The organism is Enterobacter cloacae complex sp. BZL2005 (assembly GCF_049238885.1).
In the GTDB taxonomy this organism is placed as follows: domain Bacteria; phylum Pseudomonadota; class Gammaproteobacteria; order Enterobacterales; family Enterobacteriaceae; genus Enterobacter; species Enterobacter roggenkampii.
Map to the genome: position 1 here is coordinate 201949 of NZ_JBMKGI010000004.1, position 21673 is coordinate 223621.

Here is a 21673-nt window from a genome sequence, read left to right on the forward strand (position 1 = left end):
ATGAAAGCAGCGGCAAAAACGCTAAAACCAAAACGTCAGGAAGAACAGGCCAACTTTATCAGTTGGCGTTTTGCGTTGCTTTGCGGCTGCATTTTACTGGCGCTGGGTTTTCTGCTGGGCCGCGTGGCCTGGCTGCAAATCGTCGCCCCTGACATGCTGGTACGCCAGGGCGATATGCGCTCTCTGCGCGTTCAGGAGGTTTCCACGTCCCGCGGGATGATCACCGACCGCTCCGGTCGTCCGCTGGCGGTGAGCGTGCCGGTGAAAGCGATCTGGGCCGATCCGAAAGAGCTGCACGACGCCGGTGGCATTACCCTTGATAACCGCTGGAAAGCCCTGTCTGATGCGCTGAAAATGCCGCTGGATCAGCTGGCTTCCCGCGTTAACGCGAACCCGAAAGGACGTTTTATCTATCTGGCGCGTCAGGTTAACCCTGACATGGCGGACTACATTCGCAAACTGAAGCTGCCGGGTATTCATCTGCGTGAAGAATCCCGCCGTTACTACCCATCCGGCGAAGTAACCGCTCACCTCATTGGTTTTACCAACGTCGACAGCCAGGGGATTGAGGGCGTTGAGAAAAGCTTCGATAAGTGGCTCACCGGCCAGCCGGGCGAGCGAATCGTGCGTAAGGACCGTTACGGGCGCGTCATCGAAGATATCTCTTCCACGGACAGTCAGGCAGCGCATAACCTGGCCCTGAGTATCGACGAGCGCCTGCAGGCGCTGGTCTACCGCGAGTTGAACAACGCGGTGGCGTTCAACAAGGCGGAGTCAGGCAGCGCCGTGCTGGTGGATGTCAGCACCGGTGAAGTGCTGGCGATGGCCAACAGCCCGTCCTACAACCCGAACAACTTTACCGGCACCGCAAAAGATGCCATGCGTAACCGGGCAATTACCGACGTGTTCGAACCCGGCTCCACGGTGAAGCCGATGGTGGTGATGACCGCGCTCCAGCGCGGTATTGTCAATGAAAACACGGTCCTGAACACTGTCCCATACCGTATTAACGGCCACGAGATAAAAGACGTGGCGCGCTACAGCGAATTGACCCTGACCGGGGTGTTACAGAAGTCGAGTAACGTCGGTGTTTCAAAGCTGGCGTTAGCGATGCCGTCCTCAGCGTTAGTAGAAACTTACTCACGTTTTGGACTGGGAAAGGCGACCAATTTGGGGTTGGTCGGAGAACGCAGTGGCTTATATCCTCAAAAACAACGGTGGTCTGACATAGAGAGGGCCACCTTCTCTTTCGGCTACGGGCTAATGGTAACCCCGTTACAGTTAGCGCGAGTCTACGCAACGATTGGCAGCTATGGCGTCTATCGCCCGCTGTCGATTACCAAAGTTGATCCACCGGTCCCGGGCGAGCGTATCTTCCCGGAATCCATCGTTCGTACCGTGGTGCACATGATGGAAAGCGTGGCGCTGCCGGGCGGCGGCGGCGTGAAGGCGGCGATTAAAGGCTATCGTATCGCCATTAAAACCGGTACAGCGAAAAAAGTGGGGCCAGACGGCCGCTACATCAACAAATACATTGCCTATACCGCAGGCGTTGCGCCTGCAAGCAATCCGCGTTTTGCGCTGGTGGTCGTGATAAACGATCCACAGGCGGGTAAATACTACGGCGGCGCCGTCTCCGCGCCTGTGTTCGGGGCCATCATGGGCGGCGTGTTACGCACCATGAACATTGAACCGGATGCGCTGGCGACGGGCGAAAAAAGTGAATTTGTAATTAATCAAGGCGAGGGTACAGGTGGCAGATCGTAATTTGCGCGACCTTCTCGCTCCGTGGGTGCCAAATGCACCGGAGCGAGCACTGCGAGAGATGGTTCTGGACAGCCGCGTAGCGGCTTCTGGCGATCTTTTTGTGGCGGTGGTCGGTCATCAGGCGGACGGGCGTCGTTATATCCCGCAGGCGATTGCGCAAGGTGTGGCTGCCATTATTGCTGAGGCTAAAGATGAGGCAACCGACGGTGAGATCCGTGAAATGCACGGCGTGCCGGTCATCTATCTCAGCCAGTTAAACGAACGTCTTTCCGCACTGGCGGGACGTTTTTATCACGAACCTTCCGACCAGCTGCGTCTGGTTGGCGTAACGGGTACGAACGGTAAAACCACCACCACGCAGCTGATGGCGCAGTGGGCACAGCTACTGGGTGAAACCGGTGCGGTGATGGGAACCGTGGGTAACGGTCTGCTGGGCAAAGTGAGCCCGACGGAAAACACCACCGGCTCGGCGGTTGACGTACAGCACGTGCTTGCCGGTCTGGCAGGGCAGGGCGCAACCTTCGCCGCGATGGAGGTCTCTTCGCACGGTTTGGTACAGCACCGCGTCGCGGCGCTGAAATTTGCTGCATCCGTGTTTACCAACCTGAGCCGCGACCATCTTGATTATCATGGCGATATGGAGCACTACGAAGCCGCGAAATGGCTGCTGTTCTCTACTCACCATTACGGTCAGGCCATCATCAACGCCGACGATGAAGTGGGCCGCCGCTGGCTGGCGAAGCTACCGGATGCGGTTGCCGTCTCGATGGAAGACCATATCAATCCGAACTGCCACGGCCGCTGGCTGAAGGCGGTTGAGGTGAATTATCACGACAGCGGGGCGACCATCCGCTTTGCCTCTTCCTGGGGTGAAGGCGAAATTGAAAGCCGCCTGATGGGGGCGTTTAACGTCAGCAACCTACTGCTGGCCCTGGCAACGCTGCTGGCGCTGGGTTACCCGATGGCTGAACTGCTGAAAACCGCCGCGCGACTGCAGCCGGTTTGTGGCCGTATGGAAGTATTTAGCGCGCCGGGTAAGCCGACCGTTGTGGTTGATTATGCCCACACGCCGGATGCGCTGGAAAAAGCGCTGGAAGCGGCGCGCCTGCACTGTACCGGTAAGCTCTGGTGCGTGTTTGGCTGCGGCGGCGATCGCGACAAAGGCAAACGCCCGCTGATGGGGGCGATTGCGGAACAGTTCGCGGATATTCCGGTTGTCACCGATGACAACCCGCGTACCGAAGAGCCGCGCGCCATCATTAATGACATTCTGGCGGGTATGCTGGACGCAGGCCGCGCGCGCGTCGTGGAAGGCCGTGCTGAAGCCGTGACAAACGCCATCATGCAGGCACAGGAGAATGATGTTGTTCTGCTGGCGGGCAAAGGCCATGAAGATTATCAGATCGTTGGCAATCGCCGTCTGGACTACTCGGATCGCGTAACGGCAGCTCGCCTGCTGGGAGTTGTCGCATGATTAGCCTCTCCTTAAGCCAGGCCGCAGAAGTACTGCACGGTGACCTGCACGGGCAAGACCTGACCATCGATGCCGTGACGACGGACACCCGTAAAGTCACCGCAGGCTGTCTCTTTGTGGCGCTGAAAGGCGAGCGTTTTGACGCGCATGATTTTGCCGAGCAGGCCAAAGAGAACGGCGCCGGTGCGCTGCTGGTCAGCCGCAAGCTTGATATCGATCTGCCGCAGGTTGTGGTGAAAGATACGCGTCTCGCGTTCGGTGAGCTGGCTGCCTGGGTTCGTCAGCAGGTGCCGGCTCGCGTCGTCGCGCTAACAGGGTCATCAGGCAAAACGTCAGTGAAAGAGATGACGGCGGCGATCCTCAGCCAGTGCGGCAATACGCTTTTTACCGCGGGCAACCTCAATAATGACATCGGCGTGCCGATGACATTGCTTCGCCTGACCAAAGAGCATGACTATGCGGTGATCGAGTTAGGCGCAAACCACCAGGGTGAAATCGCCTGGACCGTAAGCCTGACTCGCCCGGAAGCGGCGCTGGTGAATAACCTCGCGGCTGCGCACCTGGAAGGCTTTGGCTCGCTGGAAGGCGTGGCGAAAGCGAAAGGTGAGATTTACACCGGCCTGCCGGATAACGGTATCGCCATTCTGAACGCCGACAACAACGACTGGCTGAACTGGCAGAGCATCATTGGTGCGCGTAAAACCTGGCGCTTCTCTCCAAATGCGGCCAACAGTGATTTTACGGCGACCAATATCCATGTGACGTCGCACGGCACCGAGTTCACCCTCACTACCCCAACGGGTGGCGTGGAGGTGCTGCTGCCGCTGCCGGGTCGTCATAACATCGCCAATGCCCTTGCGGCGGCGGCGCTGGCAACGGCGGTGGGCGCTTCACATGCGGCAATTAAAGCCGGGCTGGCGAACCTGAAAGCCGTACCGGGACGCCTGTTCCCGATTCAGCTTTCGGAAAACAAGCTGCTGCTGGATGACTCCTACAACGCGAATGTTGGCTCGATGACGGCGGCGGTGCAGGTGTTATCTGAAATGCCGGGTTACCGCATCATGGTGGTTGGCGACATGGCAGAGCTGGGCGACGAAAGCGAAGCCTGTCATACCCAGGTCGGTGAAGCGGCGAAAGCGGCGGGGCTGGACTGTGTACTGAGCGCAGGAAAACTGAGCCAGGCGATCAGCCAGGCCAGCGGCGTTGGCGAGCATTTTGCCGATAAAGCCGCCTTGATTGAGCGCCTTAAGGCATTAATGACTGAAAAACAAATTGTGACAGTGTTAGTGAAAGGTTCACGTAGTGCCGCCATGGAAGAGGTTGTGCACGCATTACAGGAGAACGGGACATGTTAGTTTGGCTGGCCGAACATTTGGTCAAATATTACTCAGGCTTTAACGTCTTTTCGTATCTGACGTTTCGCGCCATCGTCAGCCTGCTGACTGCGCTGTTCATCTCGTTGTGGATGGGCCCGCGCATGATTGCCCGTCTGCAAAAGCTCTCTTTCGGCCAGGTTGTGCGTAATGACGGCCCGGAATCGCACTTCAGCAAGCGCGGTACGCCGACCATGGGCGGGATCATGATCCTGACTGCCATCGTCGTTTCCGTGCTGTTGTGGGCGTACCCGTCCAACCCGTACGTCTGGTGTGTGCTGACGGTACTGGTGGGTTACGGGATCATCGGTTTCGTCGATGATTACCGCAAAGTCGTCCGCAAAGATACCAAAGGCCTGATTGCCCGCTGGAAGTATTTCTGGATGTCGGTGATCGCGCTGGGCGTGGCCTTCGCACTGTATCTTGCCGGGAAAGACACGCCAGCGACCGAGCTGGTCGTGCCGTTCTTTAAAGACGTGATGCCGCAGCTGGGTCTGTTCTACATTCTGCTGGCGTACTTTGTGATTGTCGGCACCGGTAACGCCGTTAATCTGACCGACGGTCTGGATGGCCTGGCAATCATGCCTACCGTCTTCGTTGCGGCCGGTTTTGCGCTGGTGGCGTGGGCGACCGGTAACATGAACTTTGCGAACTACCTGCACATCCCTTATCTGCGTCATGCGGGTGAACTGGTGATCGTCTGTACGGCGATTGTCGGTGCGGGTCTTGGCTTCCTGTGGTTCAACACCTATCCGGCTCAGGTCTTTATGGGTGACGTCGGTTCACTGGCTTTGGGCGGCGCGCTGGGCATTATTGCCGTGCTGCTGCGCCAGGAGTTCCTGCTGGTGATCATGGGCGGCGTGTTTGTGGTTGAGACGCTGTCGGTGATTTTGCAGGTCGGCTCCTTCAAGCTGCGCGGTCAGCGCATCTTCCGTATGGCGCCGATTCACCACCACTATGAACTGAAAGGCTGGCCGGAGCCGCGCGTCATTGTGCGCTTCTGGATTATTTCGCTGATGCTGGTGCTGATTGGCCTGGCAACGCTGAAGGTACGTTAATCATGGCAGATTACCAGGGCAAAAAAGTCGTTATCATCGGGTTGGGCCTCACGGGGCTCTCCTGCGTGGACTTTTTCCTCGCGCGTGGCGTGACGCCGCGCGTGATGGATACGCGTGTCTCTCCGCCGGGTCTGGACAAGCTGCCGGAACAGGTTGAACGCCACCTGGGTGGTCTGAATGATGACTGGCTGATGGCAGCCGATCTGATTGTCGCCAGCCCGGGTATGGCGCTGGCGCATCCTTCCCTGAGCGCTGCCGCAGATGCGGGCGTTGAGATTGTTGGCGATATCGAGCTGTTCTGCCGCGAAGCGCAGGCGCCCGTTATCGCGATTACCGGTTCTAACGGTAAAAGCACCGTCACCACCCTGGTGGGGGAAATGGCAAAAGCGGCGGGCATGAACGTCGGCGTTGGCGGTAACATTGGTTTGCCTGCTCTGATGCTGCTGGATAAAGGCTGTGAACTGTATGTTCTCGAGCTTTCCAGCTTCCAGCTGGAAACGACCTCCAGCCTGCATGCTGCCGCTGCGACGATCCTCAACGTGACTGAAGATCATATGGACAGATATCCCTTTGGTCTGCAGCAGTACCGTGCCGCCAAGCTGCGCGTTTATGAGAATGCCAAAGTCTGCGTGGTGAACGCCGATGATGCGCTGACCATGCCGGTGCGTGGCGCAGACGACCGCTGCATCAGTTTTGGCATCACCATGGGTGATTATCATCTGAACCGCCAGCTGGGCGAAACCTGGCTGCGCGTGAAAGGTGAGAAAGTGCTGAACGTGAAAGAGATGAAGCTCTCTGGTCAGCACAACTATACCAATGCGCTGGCGGCGCTGGCGCTGGCGGATGCCGTGGGGCTGCCGCGCTCCTCGAGCCTGAAAGCGTTAACCACGTTTTCTGGCCTGGCGCACCGTTTCCAGCTGGCGCTGGAGCACAACGGCGTGCGCTGGATCAACGACTCCAAAGCCACCAACGTGGGCAGCACGGAGGCCGCGCTGAACGGGCTGCACGTTGACGGTACCCTGCATCTGCTGCTGGGCGGCGACGGTAAGTCAGCTGATTTCTCGTCCCTGAAGCCGTATCTCTCCGGCGATAACATCCGTCTCTACTGCTTCGGCCGTGACGGCAGCGAGCTGGCTGAACTGCGCCCTGAGATCGCCGAGCAAACCGAAACCATGGAACAGGCGATGCGGCTGATTGCCCCTCGCGTGAAGCCGGGTGATATGGTGCTGCTCTCTCCGGCCTGTGCAAGTCTGGATCAATTCAAGAATTTCGAACAGCGTGGTGATGTCTTTACCCGCCTGGCGAAGGAGTTAGGCTGATGCGTTTATCTCTCCCTCGCCTGAAAATGCCGCGCCTGCCAGGATTTGGGATCCTGGTGTGGTTGTTTGCGGCGCTTAAAGGCTGGGTGATGGGCTCTCGTCAAAAAGATAACGACAGCCTGATCATGTACGACCGCACGCTGTTCTGGCTCACAATGGGGCTCGCGGCGGTCGGCTTTATAATGGTGACGTCAGCGTCAATGCCCGTCGGGCAGCGTCTGGCGAACGATCCTTTCCTGTTTGCCAAACGTGATGGTCTGTACATCATCCTGGCATTCTGCCTGGCGCTGGTGACCTTGCGTCTACCGATGGAGTTCTGGCAGCGGCACAGTACGGCGATGCTGATCGCCTCGATCATTATGCTGCTGATCGTTCTGGTGGTGGGGAGTTCCGTAAACGGGGCATCACGCTGGATCGCCTTTGGCCCGCTGCGTATTCAGCCTGCGGAATTTACCAAGCTCTCCCTGTTCTGCTACCTGGCGAACTACCTGGTGCGTAAAGTAGATGAAGTGCGTAACAACCTGCGCGGCTTCTTAAAACCGATGGGCGTGATTCTGGTGCTGGCGGTCTTACTGCTGGCGCAGCCTGACCTCGGTACGGTGGTTGTACTGTTTGTCACCACGCTGGCCATGCTGTTCCTGGCGGGCGCGAAGTTGTGGCAGTTCATCGCCATCATTGGGATGGGGATTTCAGCGGTTGTGCTGTTGATCCTCGCCGAGCCTTACCGTATTCGCCGCGTGACCTCTTTCTGGAACCCGTGGGAAGACCCGTTCGGCAGCGGTTATCAGCTGACGCAGTCACTCATGGCCTTTGGTCGTGGTGAGCTCTGGGGACAGGGGCTGGGTAACTCGGTACAGAAACTGGAGTATTTACCGGAAGCGCATACTGACTTCATCTTCTCCATTATTGCGGAAGAACTGGGTTATATCGGTGTGGTATTAGCGCTATTAATGGTATTCTTCGTCGCTTTCCGCGCCATGTCCATCGGCCGGAAAGCGCTGGAGATCGATCACCGTTTCTCAGGCTTCCTGGCCTGCTCAATTGGTATCTGGTTTAGTTTCCAGGCATTGGTTAACGTCGGGGCCGCAGCGGGTATGCTGCCGACCAAAGGTCTGACGTTGCCGTTGATCAGTTATGGTGGTTCCAGTCTGTTGATTATGTCGACGGCCATCATGCTGTTGTTGCGCATAGATTATGAAACGCGTCTGGAAAAAGCCCAGGCGTTTACACGAGGTTCACGATGAATCAACCGAAGCGGTTAATGGTGATGGCAGGCGGTACCGGCGGACATGTATTCCCGGGACTGGCGGTTGCGCACCATTTAATGGATCAGGGCTGGCAGGTACGCTGGCTGGGAACCGCAGACCGCATGGAGGCCGACCTGGTACCGAAACACGGTATTGAGATCGACTTTATTCGTATTTCCGGCCTGCGCGGCAAAGGCCTCAAGGCAATGCTGCTGGCTCCGGTGCGCATTTTTAACGCCTGGCGTCAGGCGCGCACCATTATGAAGCGCTTTAAGCCCGATGTGGTGCTGGGCATGGGCGGCTATGTCTCGGGGCCGGGCGGGCTGGCAGCGTGGTCGTTAGGTATTCCCGTCGTGCTGCATGAGCAGAACGGTATTGCCGGTCTGACCAACAAATGGCTGGCGAAAATCGCCACCAAAGTTATGCAGGCGTTTCCCGGCGCGTTCCCGAAAGCGGACGTGGTAGGTAACCCGGTCCGTGTGGACGTGCTGGCGCTGCCGTTGCCGGACGCTCGCCTGGCGGGCCGTGAAGGGCCGGTTCGTGTGCTGGTCGTCGGTGGCTCTCAGGGGGCACGCATTTTAAACCAGACGATGCCGCAGGTTGCTGCAAAGCTGGGGGATGCCGTCACCATCTGGCACCAGAGCGGAAAAGGCGCTCAGCAGACCGTTGAGCAGGCTTACGCCGAGGCGGGGCAGCCGCAGCATAACGTGACGGAATTTATCGACGACATGGCGGCAGCGTATGCCTGGGCCGATGTCGTGGTCTGTCGTTCTGGCGCCTTAACGGTAAGCGAAATCGCTGCCGCGGGTCTGCCAGCCCTGTTTGTGCCTTTCCAGCACAAAGACAGACAGCAGTACTGGAATGCCCTGCCGCTTGAGAAAGCCGGTGCGGCGAAAATTTTTGAGCAGCCACAATTTACCGCCGACGCGGTCGCCACCACCCTGGCGGGCTGGAACAGAGACGTATTGCTTGAGATGGCTGAACGCGCGCGCGCAGCGGCTATCCCTGATGCGACGGAACGGGTGGCAAAAGAAGTGAGCCTGGCATCTCAGGCTTAACCCTCGCAGCGCGTGAAGCGCGGCACGAATTTTAAGTAGTCGATGGCGTTTAGAGAATGAATACACAACAACTGGCAAAACTGCGTTCAATCGTGCCCGAGATGCGTCGCGTCCGGCACATTCACTTTGTTGGCATCGGTGGTGCCGGCATGGGCGGTATTGCCGAAGTGTTAGCTAACGAAGGCTATCAGATCAGCGGGTCTGACCTGGCGCCAAACCCTGTAACGCAGCAGCTGGCGTCGCTTGGGGCGACTATCTATTTCAATCATCGCCCGGAAAACGTGCGCGATGCGAGCGTGGTAGTGGTATCGAGCGCTATCTCCTCTGACAACCCGGAAATCGTTGCCGCGCATGACGCGCGCATTCCGGTGATCCGCCGTGCAGAAATGCTGGCGGAACTGATGCGTTTTCGCCACGGCATCGCGATTGCCGGGACCCACGGTAAAACCACGACCACGGCGATGGTCTCCAGTATTTATGCAGAAGCGGGTCTCGACCCGACGTTCGTCAACGGCGGCCTGGTCAAAGCCGCGGGCGTACATGCGCGTCTGGGCCACAGTCGTTATCTGATTGCTGAAGCGGACGAGAGCGACGCGTCGTTCCTGCACCTGCAGCCGATGGTGGCGATTGTCACCAACATCGAAGCTGACCATATGGATACCTACCAGGGTGACTTCGAGAACTTAAAGCAGACCTTTATCAACTTCCTGCACAACCTGCCGTTCTACGGGCGCGCGGTGATGTGCGTGGACGATCCGGTGATCCGCGAGTTGCTGCCGCGCGTGGGTCGTCAAATCACCACCTACGGCTTCAGCGAAGACGCTGACGTCCGCGTGGAAGAGTACAAACAGATTGGCGCGCAGGGACACTTCACGCTGGCGCGTCAGGACAAAGAGCTGCTGCACGTGACGCTGAATGCGCCAGGGCGCCATAACGCGCTCAATGCCGCAGCGGCAGTGGCCGTCGCGACGGAAGAAGGCATTGATGATGATGCGATTCTGCGCGCACTGGAAAGCTTCCAGGGCACCGGGCGTCGTTTCGATTTCCTCGGTGAATTCCCGCTGGATGCCGTGAACGGTAAAGTCGGTACGGCGATGCTGGTGGACGACTATGGCCACCATCCGACCGAAGTGGACGCCACCATTAAAGCCGCTCGTGCAGGCTGGCCAGACAAAAATCTGGTGATGGTGTTCCAGCCGCACCGCTTCACGCGTACGCGCGATCTGTATGACGATTTCGCCAGCGTCCTGTCACAGGTAGACACCCTGTTAATGCTGGATGTGTACGCCGCAGGCGAGACGCCGATTCCTGGTGCAGACAGTCGTTCTCTGTGTCGCACCATTCGTGGACGCGGTAAAGTTGACCCTATTCTGGTTTCTGACTCTGCGCAGGTGGCGGAAATTCTGGCACCGGTCCTGACAGGTAACGATCTGATTCTGATTCAGGGCGCGGGAAATATCGGCAAAATCGCCCGTACCTTAGCTGAAATCAAACTGAAGCCGCAAAACCAGGAGGATGAGCATCATGGCTGATAAGATTGCTGTCCTGTCTGGCGGCACCTCCGCCGAGCGCGAGGTTTCCCTGAATTCAGGCGCCGCTGTACTGGCGGGCCTGCGTGAAGGTGGCGTCAATGCGCACCTGGTCGATCCAAAAGAGGTCGACGTGACGCAGTTAAAAGCCATGGGCTTCGATAAAGTCTTTATCGCTTTACACGGTCGTGGCGGCGAAGACGGCACCCTGCAGGGGCTTCTGGATCTGATCGGTCTGCCATACACCGGCAGCGGCGTGATGGCGTCTGCTATCTCTATGGATAAACTGCGCAGCAAGCTGCTGTGGCAGGGCGCAGGTTTACCTGTTGCGCCATGGGTGGCACTGACGCGTCGCGAATTTGAATTGGGCCTGCCGGATAGCGTTAATGCACGCATTGCTGAACTGGGCTTACCGGTTATTGTAAAGCCCAGCCGGGAAGGCTCCAGCGTGGGAATGTCCAAAGTCGACAAAGCTGACGATTTAGCGTCCGCTTTAGCGCTGGCATTTCAACATGATGATGAAGTTCTGATAGAAAAATGGCTTAGCGGGCCGGAATTTACCGTCGCGATGCTTGGCGAAGAAATTTTACCGTCAATCCGTATCCAACCCGCCGGAGTCTTCTATGATTATGAGGCGAAGTATCTCTCTGATGAGACGCAATATTTCTGCCCAAGTGGTCTTGAAGCTGAGCGTGAAGACGATTTACAGTCCCTGGTGCTTAAAGCCTGGCATGTTCTGGGTTGCCAGGGCTGGGGACGCATCGACGTGATGCAGGACCGGGATGGACAATTTTATCTGCTGGAAGCCAACACCTCTCCGGGTATGACGAGCCACAGCCTTGTGCCGATGGCTGCGCGTCAGGCGGGGATGAGCTTCTCGCAGTTAGTCGTACGCATTCTGGACCAGGCGGGCTGATATGTCTCAGGCTGCATTGAACACGCGCAACCGCGATGACGAGGAAGAATACACCTCTTCACGCCGCAGTAATGGAACGCGTCTTGCAGGCATCATTTTCCTGCTCGGGGTGCTGTGCACCGTGTTTATCAGCGGCTGGATGGTCCTGGGCTGGATGGAAGATGCGCAGCGGTTGCCGCTTTCTAAGCTGGTGGTCACCGGTGAGCGTCACTACACGCGTAACGACGATATTCGCCAGTCAATACTGGCGCTGGGCTCGCCTGGCACCTTTATGACGCAGGACGTCAATATTATCCAAAGCCAGATTGAACGTCTGCCATGGATAAAACAGGCGAGCGTAAGAAAGCAATGGCCTGATGAATTGAAGATTCATCTGGTTGAATATGTGCCCATTGCGCGTTGGAATGATCAGCACATGGTTGACGTCGACGGAAATTCCTTCAGCGTCCCGACCGATCGTGTCAACAAGCAGAATTTACCGATGTTGTATGGCCCTGAAGGCAGCGAAAACGAGGTGTTACAGGGTTTTCGTGAAATGGGCCAGGTGCTGGCGAAGGACAGGTTTACGTTAAAAGATGCTGCAATGACGGCGCGCCGCTCCTGGCAACTTACGTTAACGAACGGCATTAAGCTCAACCTGGGACGCGGGGACACCATGAAGCGTCTGGCGCGTTTTGTCGAACTTTACCCGGTTTTACAGCAGCAGGCACAGACTGACGGCAAACGGATAAGCTACGTTGATTTGCGCTATGACTCAGGCGCAGCAGTCGGTTGGGTACCGGCTCCGGTCGAGGAACCTAATCAGCAACAGAATCAGGCACAGGTACAGGCAGAACAACAATGATCAAGGCGACGGACAGAAAACTGGTAGTTGGACTGGAGATTGGCACCGCGAAGGTTGCCGCTTTAGTAGGGGAAGTTCTGCCCGACGGTATGGTCAATATCATTGGCGTGGGCAGTTGCCCGTCACGTGGTATGGATAAAGGTGGGGTAAACGATCTTGAATCGGTGGTGAAATGCGTCCAGCGCGCCATCGATCAGGCTGAATTGATGGCAGATTGCCAGATTTCTTCTGTCTATCTTGCCCTTTCTGGTAAGCACATTAGCTGCCAGAACGAAATCGGTATGGTGCCGATTTCCGAAGAGGAAGTGACGCAGGAAGACGTTGAAAACGTTGTGCATACGGCGAAGTCCGTGCGTGTTCGCGATGAGCATCGCGTATTGCACGTGATCCCGCAGGAATATGCGATTGACTACCAGGAAGGGATCAAAAACCCTGTTGGTCTGTCAGGCGTTCGTATGCAGGCAAAAGTGCACCTGATCACATGTCACAACGATATGGCGAAGAACATTGTAAAAGCCGTTGAACGTTGTGGCCTGAAAGTTGACCAACTTATTTTCGCCGGTCTGGCGGCAAGTTATTCCGTACTGACCGAAGATGAACGTGAACTGGGTGTCTGTGTGGTCGATATTGGTGGTGGTACAATGGACATGGCCGTGTATACCGGCGGTGCGCTGCGCCACACCAAAGTGATCCCGTACGCAGGGAACGTCGTGACCAGCGATATTGCTTACGCTTTTGGTACGCCACCGAGCGATGCAGAAGCGATTAAAGTGCGCCACGGCTGTGCGCTGGGTTCTATCGTTGGCAAAGATGAGAGCGTTGAAGTGCCAAGCGTCGGTGGTCGTCCACCGCGCAGCCTGCAGCGCCAAACGTTGGCAGAGGTGATCGAACCGCGCTATACCGAGCTGCTCAACCTGGTCAACGAAGAAATTTTACAGTTACAGGAACAGCTTCGTCAGCAGGGTGTTAAACATCATCTTGCGGCGGGGATTGTATTAACCGGCGGTGCAGCGCAAATTGAAGGTCTTGCGGCCTGTGCGCAGCGCGTCTTCCATACGCAGGTACGTATTGGGGCGCCGCTGAATATCACCGGTTTAACGGATTATGCTCAGGAGCCGTACTATTCAACGGCTGTGGGCCTGCTCCACTACGGGAAGGAATCTCATCTCAGTGGTGAAGCGGAAGTGGAAAAACGCGTCTCAGTGGGGTCGTGGGTCAAACGACTGAACAACTGGTTGCGAAAAGAGTTTTAATTTTTTTAAGAGACCGGAGAGAATTAGCGGTCTCGGGCGACAGGCACAACGGAGAGAGAAATTATGTTTGAACCTATGGAACTGACCAACGACGCGGTGATTAAAGTCATCGGCGTCGGTGGCGGCGGCGGTAACGCCGTAGAGCATATGGTGCGTGAACGCATTGAAGGTGTTGAATTCTTCGCGGTTAACACCGATGCGCAGGCACTGCGTAAGACGGCGGTAGGCCAGACTATCCAGATCGGCGGTGGTATCACCAAAGGGCTGGGAGCTGGGGCTAACCCGGAAGTGGGTCGCAATGCGGCTGAAGAAGATCGTGAAGCCCTGCGCGCTGCACTGGAAGGTGCGGACATGGTCTTCATCGCAGCAGGTATGGGGGGCGGTACCGGTACCGGCGCAGCACCTGTTGTCGCTGAAGTAGCTAAAGATTTAGGTATCCTGACCGTTGCTGTCGTGACCAAGCCTTTCAATTTTGAAGGCAAGAAGCGTATGGCCTTCGCGGAGCAGGGTATCACCGAGCTGTCCAAGCATGTGGACTCGCTGATCACCATCCCGAACGACAAACTGTTGAAAGTTCTGGGTCGTGGTATCTCCCTGCTTGACGCCTTCGGCGCAGCAAACGACGTGCTGAAAGGCGCGGTTCAGGGTATCGCTGAACTGATTACCCGTCCTGGCCTGATGAACGTTGACTTTGCAGACGTTCGCACCGTGATGTCTGAAATGGGCTACGCGATGATGGGCTCTGGCGTGGCGAGCGGCGAAGACCGTGCAGAAGAAGCGGCTGAAATGGCTATCTCTTCTCCACTGCTGGAAGATATCGACCTGTCTGGTGCGCGCGGCGTGCTGGTCAACATTACCGCTGGCTTTGACCTGCGTCTGGATGAGTTCGAAACCGTGGGTAACACCATCCGTGCGTTCGCCTCTGACAACGCTACCGTGGTAATCGGTACTTCACTTGACCCTGAAATGAACGACGAGCTGCGTGTTACCGTTGTGGCAACCGGTATCGGTATGGACAAGCGTCCTGAGATCACCTTAGTGACTAACAAGCAGACTCAGCAACCGGTAATGGATCGTTACCAGCAGCACGGTATGTCTCCGCTGACTCAGGAGCAGAAACCGGCCGCGAAAGTGGTGAACGACCCAACGCCGCAAACGGCGAAAGAGCCAGATTATCTGGATATCCCGGCGTTCCTGCGTAAGCAAGCTGATTAAGAATTGGCTGGAATTAGGGGATTTGCGCTCTTTGTGCTAAACTGGCCCACCGTTAGTGATATACACTCTCGGTTGGATAGTTAATTTGGCGAGATTATACGATGATCAAACAAAGGACACTTAAACGTATCGTTCAGGCGACGGGTGTCGGTTTACATACCGGCAAGAAAGTCACGCTGACGTTACGCCCTGCGCCGGCCAATACCGGGGTCATCTATCGTCGCACCGACTTGAATCCACCGGTAGATTTTCCGGCCGATGCCAAATCTGTGCGTGATACTATGCTCTGTACTTGTCTGGTGAACGAGCATGACGTGCGGATTTCTACCGTAGAGCACCTGAACGCCGCCCTGGCGGGTCTGGGTATCGACAACATTATTGTTGAAGTCGATGCGCCAGAAATCCCGATTATGGATGGCAGTGCTGCACCGTTCGTCTATCTGTTGCTGGATGCTGGCATCGAAGAACTGAACTGCGCGAAGAAATTTGTCCGCATCAAAGAGACCGTTCGCGTCGAAGATGGCGACAAGTGGGCTGAATTTAAACCGTACAATGGTTTCTCGCTGGACTTTACCATCGACTTTAACCATCCGGCGATTGATTCCAGCACCCAGCGCTATGCGATGAACTTCTCTGCCGATGCGTTTATGCGCCAGATCAGCCGAGCCCGTACGTTTGGCTTCATGCGTGATATCGAATATCTGCAGTCCCGCGGCTTGTGCCTGGGCGGCAGCTTCGATTGTGCCATCGTTGTTGACGATTATCGCGTACTGAACGAAGACGGCCTGCGTTTCGAAGATGAATTCGTTCGTCACAAAATGCTGGACGCTATCGGCGACCTGTTCATGTGTGGTCACAACATCATTGGTGCATTTACCGCGTTCAAATCCGGTCATGCGCTGAACAACAAACTGTTGCAGGCCGTCCTGGCAAAACAGGAAGCCTGGGAATATGTGACCTTCGAAGACGAAGCAGAACTGCCGCTAGCTTTCAAAGCGCCAAGCATGGTTCTGGCGTAACGGTTCACGCCGTTTCGTAAAAAATCGACTGGTTAACCTGGTACTCTCTCCGGCCAGGAAGACCAGTCGTTTTTATTTTTACCCTTCTTTGTTTGCCCCAGCGTTATTTCTAGTCTGTCTTGCGTAGAAAGTGTGTGCGTTAGCTGCATTCTTGACCGTTTTTCCCCGCGGCGGCACCTCATTCCTGCTGATGTGTATTGGCTTTAGTGGTAATATCTGGGCGCTTAAAAAAATAACTGAAGATAGCCTGTAACAGGCTGGCTTATGTGGTGGAGCAAGTGAGCGGAATACTGACGCGCTGGCGACAATTTGGCAGACGTTACTTCTGGCCGCATCTCTTATTAGGGATGGTCGCGGCGAGTTTCGGCTTGCCTGCGCTCAGCAACAGTGCCGAAGCGGCGACGCCGACGAAGACCTCTACCAGCAAACACGATCTCAATACGCGGGTTAACTTTACAAATCTCGCCTGGCTCGAAGCCAGTCGCCGCCCGAATTTCTCCGTTGATTACTGGCACCAGCACGCTATCCGCACGGTTATCCGTCATCTCTCCTTCGCGATGGCGCCGCAGGCAATGCCTGTTGCGGAAGAGGCGCTGCCGGTGCAGGCGCAGCATCTTGCCCTGCTGGACACGCTCAACGCGCTGCTCACGCAGGACAGCCAGCCGCCGGTCATGGTTCGCCAGACGGCGCATCGCGCGCTCGTTCCTCCTGTTTCATTCTCTGTTTCAACCTGGATTAGCCAGGTTCACGGCATTCGCGCCGGGCCTCAACGCCTCAGCTAAATTAACTTTTTCAATACCTTAATTTATCTGCCCATGATGGGGCGTTTGAGAATTTATTATGCTAATCAAATTATTAACTAAAGTTTTTGGTAGTCGTAACGATCGTACCCTGCGCCGTATGCGCAAAGCTGTTGCCGTCATCAACGGTATGGAACCGGCGATGGAGAAGCTCTCTGATGATGAGCTGAAAGCGAAAACGGCGGAATTCCGTGCGCGTCTGGAAAAAGGTGAAACCTTAGAAAGCCTGATCCCGGAAGCATTTGCTGTCGTGCGTGAAGCAAGTAAGCGCGTGTTCGGCATGCGTCACTTCGACGTTCAGCTGCTGGGCGGGATGGTGCTTAACGAACGCTGCATCGCGGAAATGCGTACCGGTGAAGGTAAAACCCTGACCGCAACGCTGCCGGCTTACCTGAATGCGTTGACCGGTAAAGGCGTTCACGTCGTTACCGTCAACGACTATCTGGCGCAGCGTGACGCCGAAAACAACCGTCCACTGTTCGAATTCCTCGGCATGACCGTCGGCATCAACATGTCTGGCCTGCCTGCACCAGCCAAGCGTGAAGCGTATAACGCGGACATTACCTACGGTACCAACAACGAATACGGCTTCGACTACCTGCGTGACAACATGGCGTTCAGCCCTGAAGAGCGCGTCCAGCGTAAGCTGCACTACGCGCTGGTGGATGAGGTGGACTCCATCCTGATCGATGAAGCGCGTACTCCGCTTATCATCTCCGGCCCGGCTGAAGACAGCTCCGAGATGTACCGTAAGGTCGACAAAATCATTCCACACCTGCTGCGCCAGGAGAAAGAAGACTCGGATACCTTCCAGGGTGAAGGTCACTTCTCCGTGGATGAAAAAGCGCGCCAGGTGAACCTGACCGAGCGTGGTCTGGTGAAAATCGAAGAGCTGCTGGTGGCTGAAGGCATTATGGAAGAGGGCGAGTCTCTGTACTCCCCAAGCAACATCATGCTGATGCACCATGTGACCGCCGCGCTGCGTGCCCACGCGCTGTTCACCCGCGACGTCGACTACATCGTAAAAGACGGCGAAGTGATCATTGTCGATGAGCACACCGGTCGTACCATGCAGGGACGTCGCTGGTCAGACGGTCTGCACCAGGCTGTAGAAGCCAAAGAAGGCGTGGATATTCAAAACGAAAACCAGACGCTGGCCTCTATCACCTTCCAGAACTACTTCCGTCTGTACGAGAAGCTGGCGGGCATGACCGGTACAGCCGATACCGAAGCGTTTGAATTCAGCTCTATCTACAAGCTGGATACCGTGGTCGTTCCAACCAACCGTCCGATGATCCGTAAGGATATGCCGGACCTGGTGTACATGACTGAAGCGGAAAAAATTCAGGCGATCATCGAAGATATTCGCGAACGTACCGCGAAAGGCCAGCCGGTACTGGTGGGGACCATCTCCATCGAGAAGTCCGAAGTGGTGTCTAACGAGCTGACTAAAGCAGGCATCAAGCACAACGTTCTGAACGCCAAGTTCCACGCTAAAGAAGCAGATATCGTTGCGCAGGCAGGTTATCCGGCTGCGGTAACCATCGCCACCAACATGGCGGGTCGTGGTACCGATATTATGCTGGGCGGTAGCTGGCAGGCCGAGGTGGCTGAGCTGGAAAACCCAACGCCTGAACAGATTGCTCAGATTAAGGCCGACTGGCAGGTGCGTCACGACGCGGTGCTGGCATCCGGCGGTCTGCACATTATCGGTACCGAGCGTCACGAATCGCGTCGTATTGATAACCAGCTGCGTGGTCGTGCAGGTCGTCAGGGTGATGCCGGTTCTTCCCGCTTCTACCTGTCGATGGAAGATGCGCTGATGCGTATTTTCGCCTCCGACCGCGTGTCCGGCATGATGCGTAAGCTGGGCATGAAGCCGGGTGAAGCCATTGAGCACCCGTGGGTTACCAAAGCGATCGCGAACGCACAGCGTAAAGTGGAAAGCCGCAACTTCGATATTCGTAAGCAGCTGCTGGAATACGATGACGTGGCTAACGATCAGCGCCGTGCGATCTACACCCAGCGTAACGAACTGCTGGACGTGTCCGACGTGAGCGAAACCATCAACAGCATTCGCGAAGATGTGTTTAAAGCCACGATTGATGCGCACATTCCGCCGCAGTCTCTGGAAGAGATGTGGGACATCGAAGGCCTGCAGGAACGCCTGAAAAACGACTTCGACCTCGACCTGCCAATCAAAGAGTGGCTGGATAAAGAGCCTGAGCTGCACGAAGAGACCCTGCGCGAGCGTATCTACGAAACCGCGCTGGACGTCTACAAGCGCAAGGAAGAGGTCGTTGGCGCTGAGATGATGCGTCACTTCGAAAAAGGCGTGATGCTGCAGACGCTGGACTCCCTGTGGAAAGAGCACCTGGCGGCGATGGACTACCTGCGTCAGGGTATCCACCTGCGTGGCTATGCGCAGAAAGATCCTAAGCAGGAATACAAGCGTGAGTCCTTCTCCATGTTTGCCTCTATGCTTGAGTCGCTGAAGTATGAAGTCATCAGCACCCTGAGCAAGGTTCAGGTGCGTATGCCGGAAGAGGTGGAAGCGATGGAACAGCAGCGTCGTGAAGAAGCCGAGCGTCTGGCACAAATGCAACAGCTGAGCCATCAGACCGACGACAGCGAAGCCGCAGCGGCGATCGCCGCGCAAACCGGCGATCGTAAAGTGGGTCGTAACGATCCATGCCCGTGCGGTTCTGGTAAAAAGTACAAGGCGTGCCACGGCCGTCTGAGCTAAGTTCATAAAAAAACAAAAAGGCGCAGATTTCTGCGCCTTTTTTATGGAAGTGACAATATGAAAATACTGCAAATTGCCGTCGGGATTATTCGCAACCCGCAAAATCAAATCTTCATCACCCAGCGCGCTGCCGACGCCCATATGGCGAACAAGTGGGAGTTTCCAGGCGGTAAAATCGAGTCAGGTGAAACGCCGGAAGCGGCGCTGGTTCGCGAGCTTCAGGAGGAGGTGGGGATCACCCCGCTTGGCGCAACGCTGTTTGATAAGCTTGAATACCAGTTTCCGGACAGACACATCACGCTGTGGTTCTGGCTGGTGGAAAACTGGGAAGGTGAACCCTGGGGGAAAGAGGGGCAGCCGGGTAACTGGGTGGAGCTTCAGGCAAGTGATGCCGAAAAATTCCCGCCAGCTAATGAGCCTGTGATCCTGCGGTTAGTCGAACAACCGAAGGCCTGCTAAGCGACGCGCCAGCAGGCTTTACAGATTACTGCTGGCTTTCACTCCAGTCATCGCTGTCCGAAAGATCGCCTTTACTCGGAATGCGTTTTTCTTCCGCCGCCCATTCGCCCAGGTCAATAAGCTGGCAGCGTTTGCAGCAGAATGGGCGGAATGGACTCACTTCGCCCCAGACAACGGTTTTGCCACAGGTCGGGCAGTTTACGGTGGTGACATCAGACATCGGCACTCCTTAACAACAGGCCAGTTCAAAATCGAGGCGTTCCGGCACGGTGCCATTTTCGCTGTCCAGCGGCATAAAGCGAATCGCAAAGCGGCTCTTATGCCCGGAAATTTGCGGATAAAGCTGTTCGCCAAGCGATAAATTCAGGCGCAGAAGATCGGCATCATCACCGTTGTCCTGGTAGAAACCGTTCAGGCTGGTTTGCTTGCGGAACGGCGCTGAGTTACGGATCAGATCGAGGATCAGCGACAGCGTCTGGTGCATCGGCTCCAGGCTTGCCAGCCAGCTGTTCACCTGCGCGTCACGCTGGGCTTGTGGCATATGGAGCCACATATGCAGCGTCGGCAGGTCGAAGCTGCAGCAACCGCCAGGGATGCTCAGGCGCTGGCGCACCAGGCCAATCAGGCGGTCCTCACGCAAAAACTGCCCGACGCGCGGTGCGGCCATCAGGATGCTGCTGCTGGTTTTAAGCTGCTGACGAAGGGAATCGATACGGCTTACGTCCACCCCCGGAACCTCAGCCCATGCCTGCAATTTACGCTGCTGGCGCTCCAGCTCTTTAAGCAATTCTGTGCGGACATCGCCGCGTTCAATCACATCCAGCAGATCGCCTACATTGCGGAAGAAGTGCAACGCCGTAGCGTGATCGTTAACCGGCAGATGTTGTGAAAGCTGCTGAATGAGGAATTCGATGCGTAGCCAGGTACGCATTTTTTCGTTGAGCGGATGCTCAAAAAGGATGTGAGTCGACATTATGGTTTTTCCTGTGCAACGGCCTGCCCGGCTAACGTCAGATACTGCGCGTGCAGACGGGCAACATCCGATGCAATAGCATCTGGTGCGCCGTTATTATCAATAACATCATCCGCCACGGCAAGGCGCTGAGCGCGCGTGGCCTGAGCGGCGAGAATATGTTCAGCATGCTCGCGCGAGACATGGTCTCGCATCATGGTTCTCTGGATTTGCGTCTCGGGTGCGACATCAATCACCAGTACCCGATCGGCTTTCTGATGCAGCTGATTTTCCACCAGCAGCGGAACCACCCACAAGACATAGGGCGAGCGGGCTTCGGCTATCTGACGCTGTGTTTCCTGGTGGATAATGGGATGGAGCAGGGCATTAAGCCAGGCTTTTTCCGCTGAATCGGAAAAAATGCATTCGCGAAGCTGACGGCGATTTAGCGTGCCATCGGCATTGATGATTGCCTGGCCAAAATGTTCTGCGATGGCCTTAAGCGCGGGTGTATTGGGCTCTACCACCTGGCGGGCAATAATATCGGCATCGATAATCGTGATACCCAAACGAGAAAACGCGTCTGCAACGGTACTTTTGCCACTACCGATGCCACCGGTTAATGCAACGATATACCCCATTAA

19 protein-coding genes are annotated in these 21673 nt (G+C 56.3%); 16 read left to right on the forward strand and 3 right to left on the reverse strand.

The features are described 5' to 3' along the window. The 16 genes from ACOTXI_RS10505 (at position 1) to mutT (ending at position 20077) form a co-directional block, all read left to right on the forward strand. Positions 1-1767 (forward strand): peptidoglycan glycosyltransferase FtsI, encoded by a 1767-nt coding sequence (locus tag ACOTXI_RS10505; protein ID WP_008501988.1) that lies wholly within the window; start codon positions 1-3, stop codon positions 1765-1767. Then, entirely contained in the window at positions 1754-3241 is a 1488-nt protein-coding gene (gene murE, locus ACOTXI_RS10510) for a UDP-N-acetylmuramoyl-L-alanyl-D-glutamate--2,6-diaminopimelate ligase (RefSeq protein ID WP_023326692.1), read from the forward strand. The genes ACOTXI_RS10505 and murE overlap by 14 nt, the downstream gene beginning before the upstream one ends. Continuing rightward, on the forward strand, positions 3238-4596 hold the full coding sequence (gene murF, locus ACOTXI_RS10515) for a UDP-N-acetylmuramoyl-tripeptide--D-alanyl-D-alanine ligase (RefSeq protein WP_008501986.1): 1359 nt from the start codon (positions 3238-3240) through the stop codon (positions 4594-4596). Before murE ends, murF begins: the two co-directional genes overlap by 4 nt. After that, entirely contained in the window at positions 4590-5672 is a 1083-nt protein-coding gene (mraY, locus tag ACOTXI_RS10520) for a phospho-N-acetylmuramoyl-pentapeptide-transferase (RefSeq protein ID WP_008501985.1), read from the forward strand. The genes murF and mraY overlap by 7 nt, the downstream gene beginning before the upstream one ends. Before the next feature lie 2 nt (positions 5673-5674). Next, positions 5675-6991 carry a UDP-N-acetylmuramoyl-L-alanine--D-glutamate ligase gene (gene murD / locus ACOTXI_RS10525; RefSeq protein WP_008501984.1) on the forward strand — a complete coding sequence of 439 codons (1317 nt, stop codon included), beginning with the start codon at positions 5675-5677 and terminating at the stop codon, positions 6989-6991. Beyond that, on the forward strand, positions 6991-8235 hold the full coding sequence (gene ftsW / locus ACOTXI_RS10530) for a cell division protein FtsW (protein WP_008501983.1): 1245 nt from the start codon (positions 6991-6993) through the stop codon (positions 8233-8235). Before murD ends, ftsW begins: the two co-directional genes overlap by 1 nt. Further along, positions 8232-9296, forward strand: coding sequence for an undecaprenyldiphospho-muramoylpentapeptide beta-N-acetylglucosaminyltransferase (gene murG, locus ACOTXI_RS10535; RefSeq protein WP_008501982.1), 1065 nt, complete (start codon positions 8232-8234; stop codon positions 9294-9296). The genes ftsW and murG overlap by 4 nt, the downstream gene beginning before the upstream one ends. Positions 9297-9352: 56 nt before the next feature. Next, positions 9353-10828: a UDP-N-acetylmuramate--L-alanine ligase gene (gene murC / locus ACOTXI_RS10540; RefSeq protein WP_008501981.1), complete on the forward strand. Its 1476-nt coding sequence runs from the start codon at positions 9353-9355 to the stop codon at positions 10826-10828. Then, a complete protein-coding gene (locus ACOTXI_RS10545) occupies positions 10821-11741 on the forward strand; it encodes a D-alanine--D-alanine ligase (protein WP_008501980.1) in 921 nt (306 codons plus the stop codon). Before murC ends, ACOTXI_RS10545 begins: the two co-directional genes overlap by 8 nt. Before the next feature lies 1 nt (position 11742). After that, positions 11743-12585 (forward strand): cell division protein FtsQ, encoded by an 843-nt coding sequence (gene ftsQ / locus ACOTXI_RS10550; RefSeq protein ID WP_008501979.1) that lies wholly within the window; start codon positions 11743-11745, stop codon positions 12583-12585. Then, complete coding sequence (gene ftsA, locus ACOTXI_RS10555; protein WP_006173845.1) at positions 12582-13838, forward strand: cell division protein FtsA; 1257 nt, start codon at positions 12582-12584, stop codon at positions 13836-13838. Before ftsQ ends, ftsA begins: the two co-directional genes overlap by 4 nt. A 63-nt stretch (positions 13839-13901) precedes the next feature. Beyond that, positions 13902-15053, forward strand: coding sequence for a cell division protein FtsZ (gene ftsZ, locus ACOTXI_RS10560; protein WP_008501978.1), 1152 nt, complete (start codon positions 13902-13904; stop codon positions 15051-15053). Positions 15054-15154: 101 nt separating this feature from the next. Further along, positions 15155-16072: a UDP-3-O-acyl-N-acetylglucosamine deacetylase gene (gene lpxC / locus ACOTXI_RS10565; protein WP_008501977.1), complete on the forward strand. Its 918-nt coding sequence runs from the start codon at positions 15155-15157 to the stop codon at positions 16070-16072. Between the two features lie 278 nt (positions 16073-16350). Continuing rightward, positions 16351-16854 (forward strand): secA translation cis-regulator SecM, encoded by a 504-nt coding sequence (gene secM / locus ACOTXI_RS10570; RefSeq protein ID WP_072205873.1) that lies wholly within the window; start codon positions 16351-16353, stop codon positions 16852-16854. A 58-nt stretch (positions 16855-16912) separates the two neighbouring features. Then, entirely contained in the window at positions 16913-19618 is a 2706-nt protein-coding gene (gene secA / locus ACOTXI_RS10575; protein WP_008501975.1) for a preprotein translocase subunit SecA, read from the forward strand. Between the two features lie 57 nt (positions 19619-19675). Beyond that, positions 19676-20077 (forward strand): 8-oxo-dGTP diphosphatase MutT, encoded by a 402-nt coding sequence (gene mutT / locus ACOTXI_RS10580; protein ID WP_008501974.1) that lies wholly within the window; start codon positions 19676-19678, stop codon positions 20075-20077. Positions 20078-20102: 25 nt separating this feature from the next. Here the strand turns inward: mutT and yacG are convergent, their stop codons facing one another. The 3 genes from yacG to coaE are packed head-to-tail and all read right to left on the reverse strand — an operon-like array spanning position 20103 to position 21670. Continuing rightward, positions 20103-20297, reverse strand: coding sequence for a DNA gyrase inhibitor YacG (gene yacG / locus ACOTXI_RS10585; RefSeq protein ID WP_021240519.1), 195 nt, complete (start codon positions 20295-20297; stop codon positions 20103-20105). Between the two features lie 9 nt (positions 20298-20306). Then, positions 20307-21050: a cell division protein ZapD gene (gene zapD / locus ACOTXI_RS10590; RefSeq protein WP_008501972.1), complete on the reverse strand. Its 744-nt coding sequence runs from the start codon at positions 21048-21050 to the stop codon at positions 20307-20309. Beyond that, complete coding sequence (gene coaE, locus ACOTXI_RS10595; RefSeq protein WP_008501971.1) at positions 21050-21670, reverse strand: dephospho-CoA kinase; 621 nt, start codon at positions 21668-21670, stop codon at positions 21050-21052. The genes zapD and coaE overlap by 1 nt, the downstream gene beginning before the upstream one ends. Positions 21671-21673: the final 3 nt, after the last annotated feature.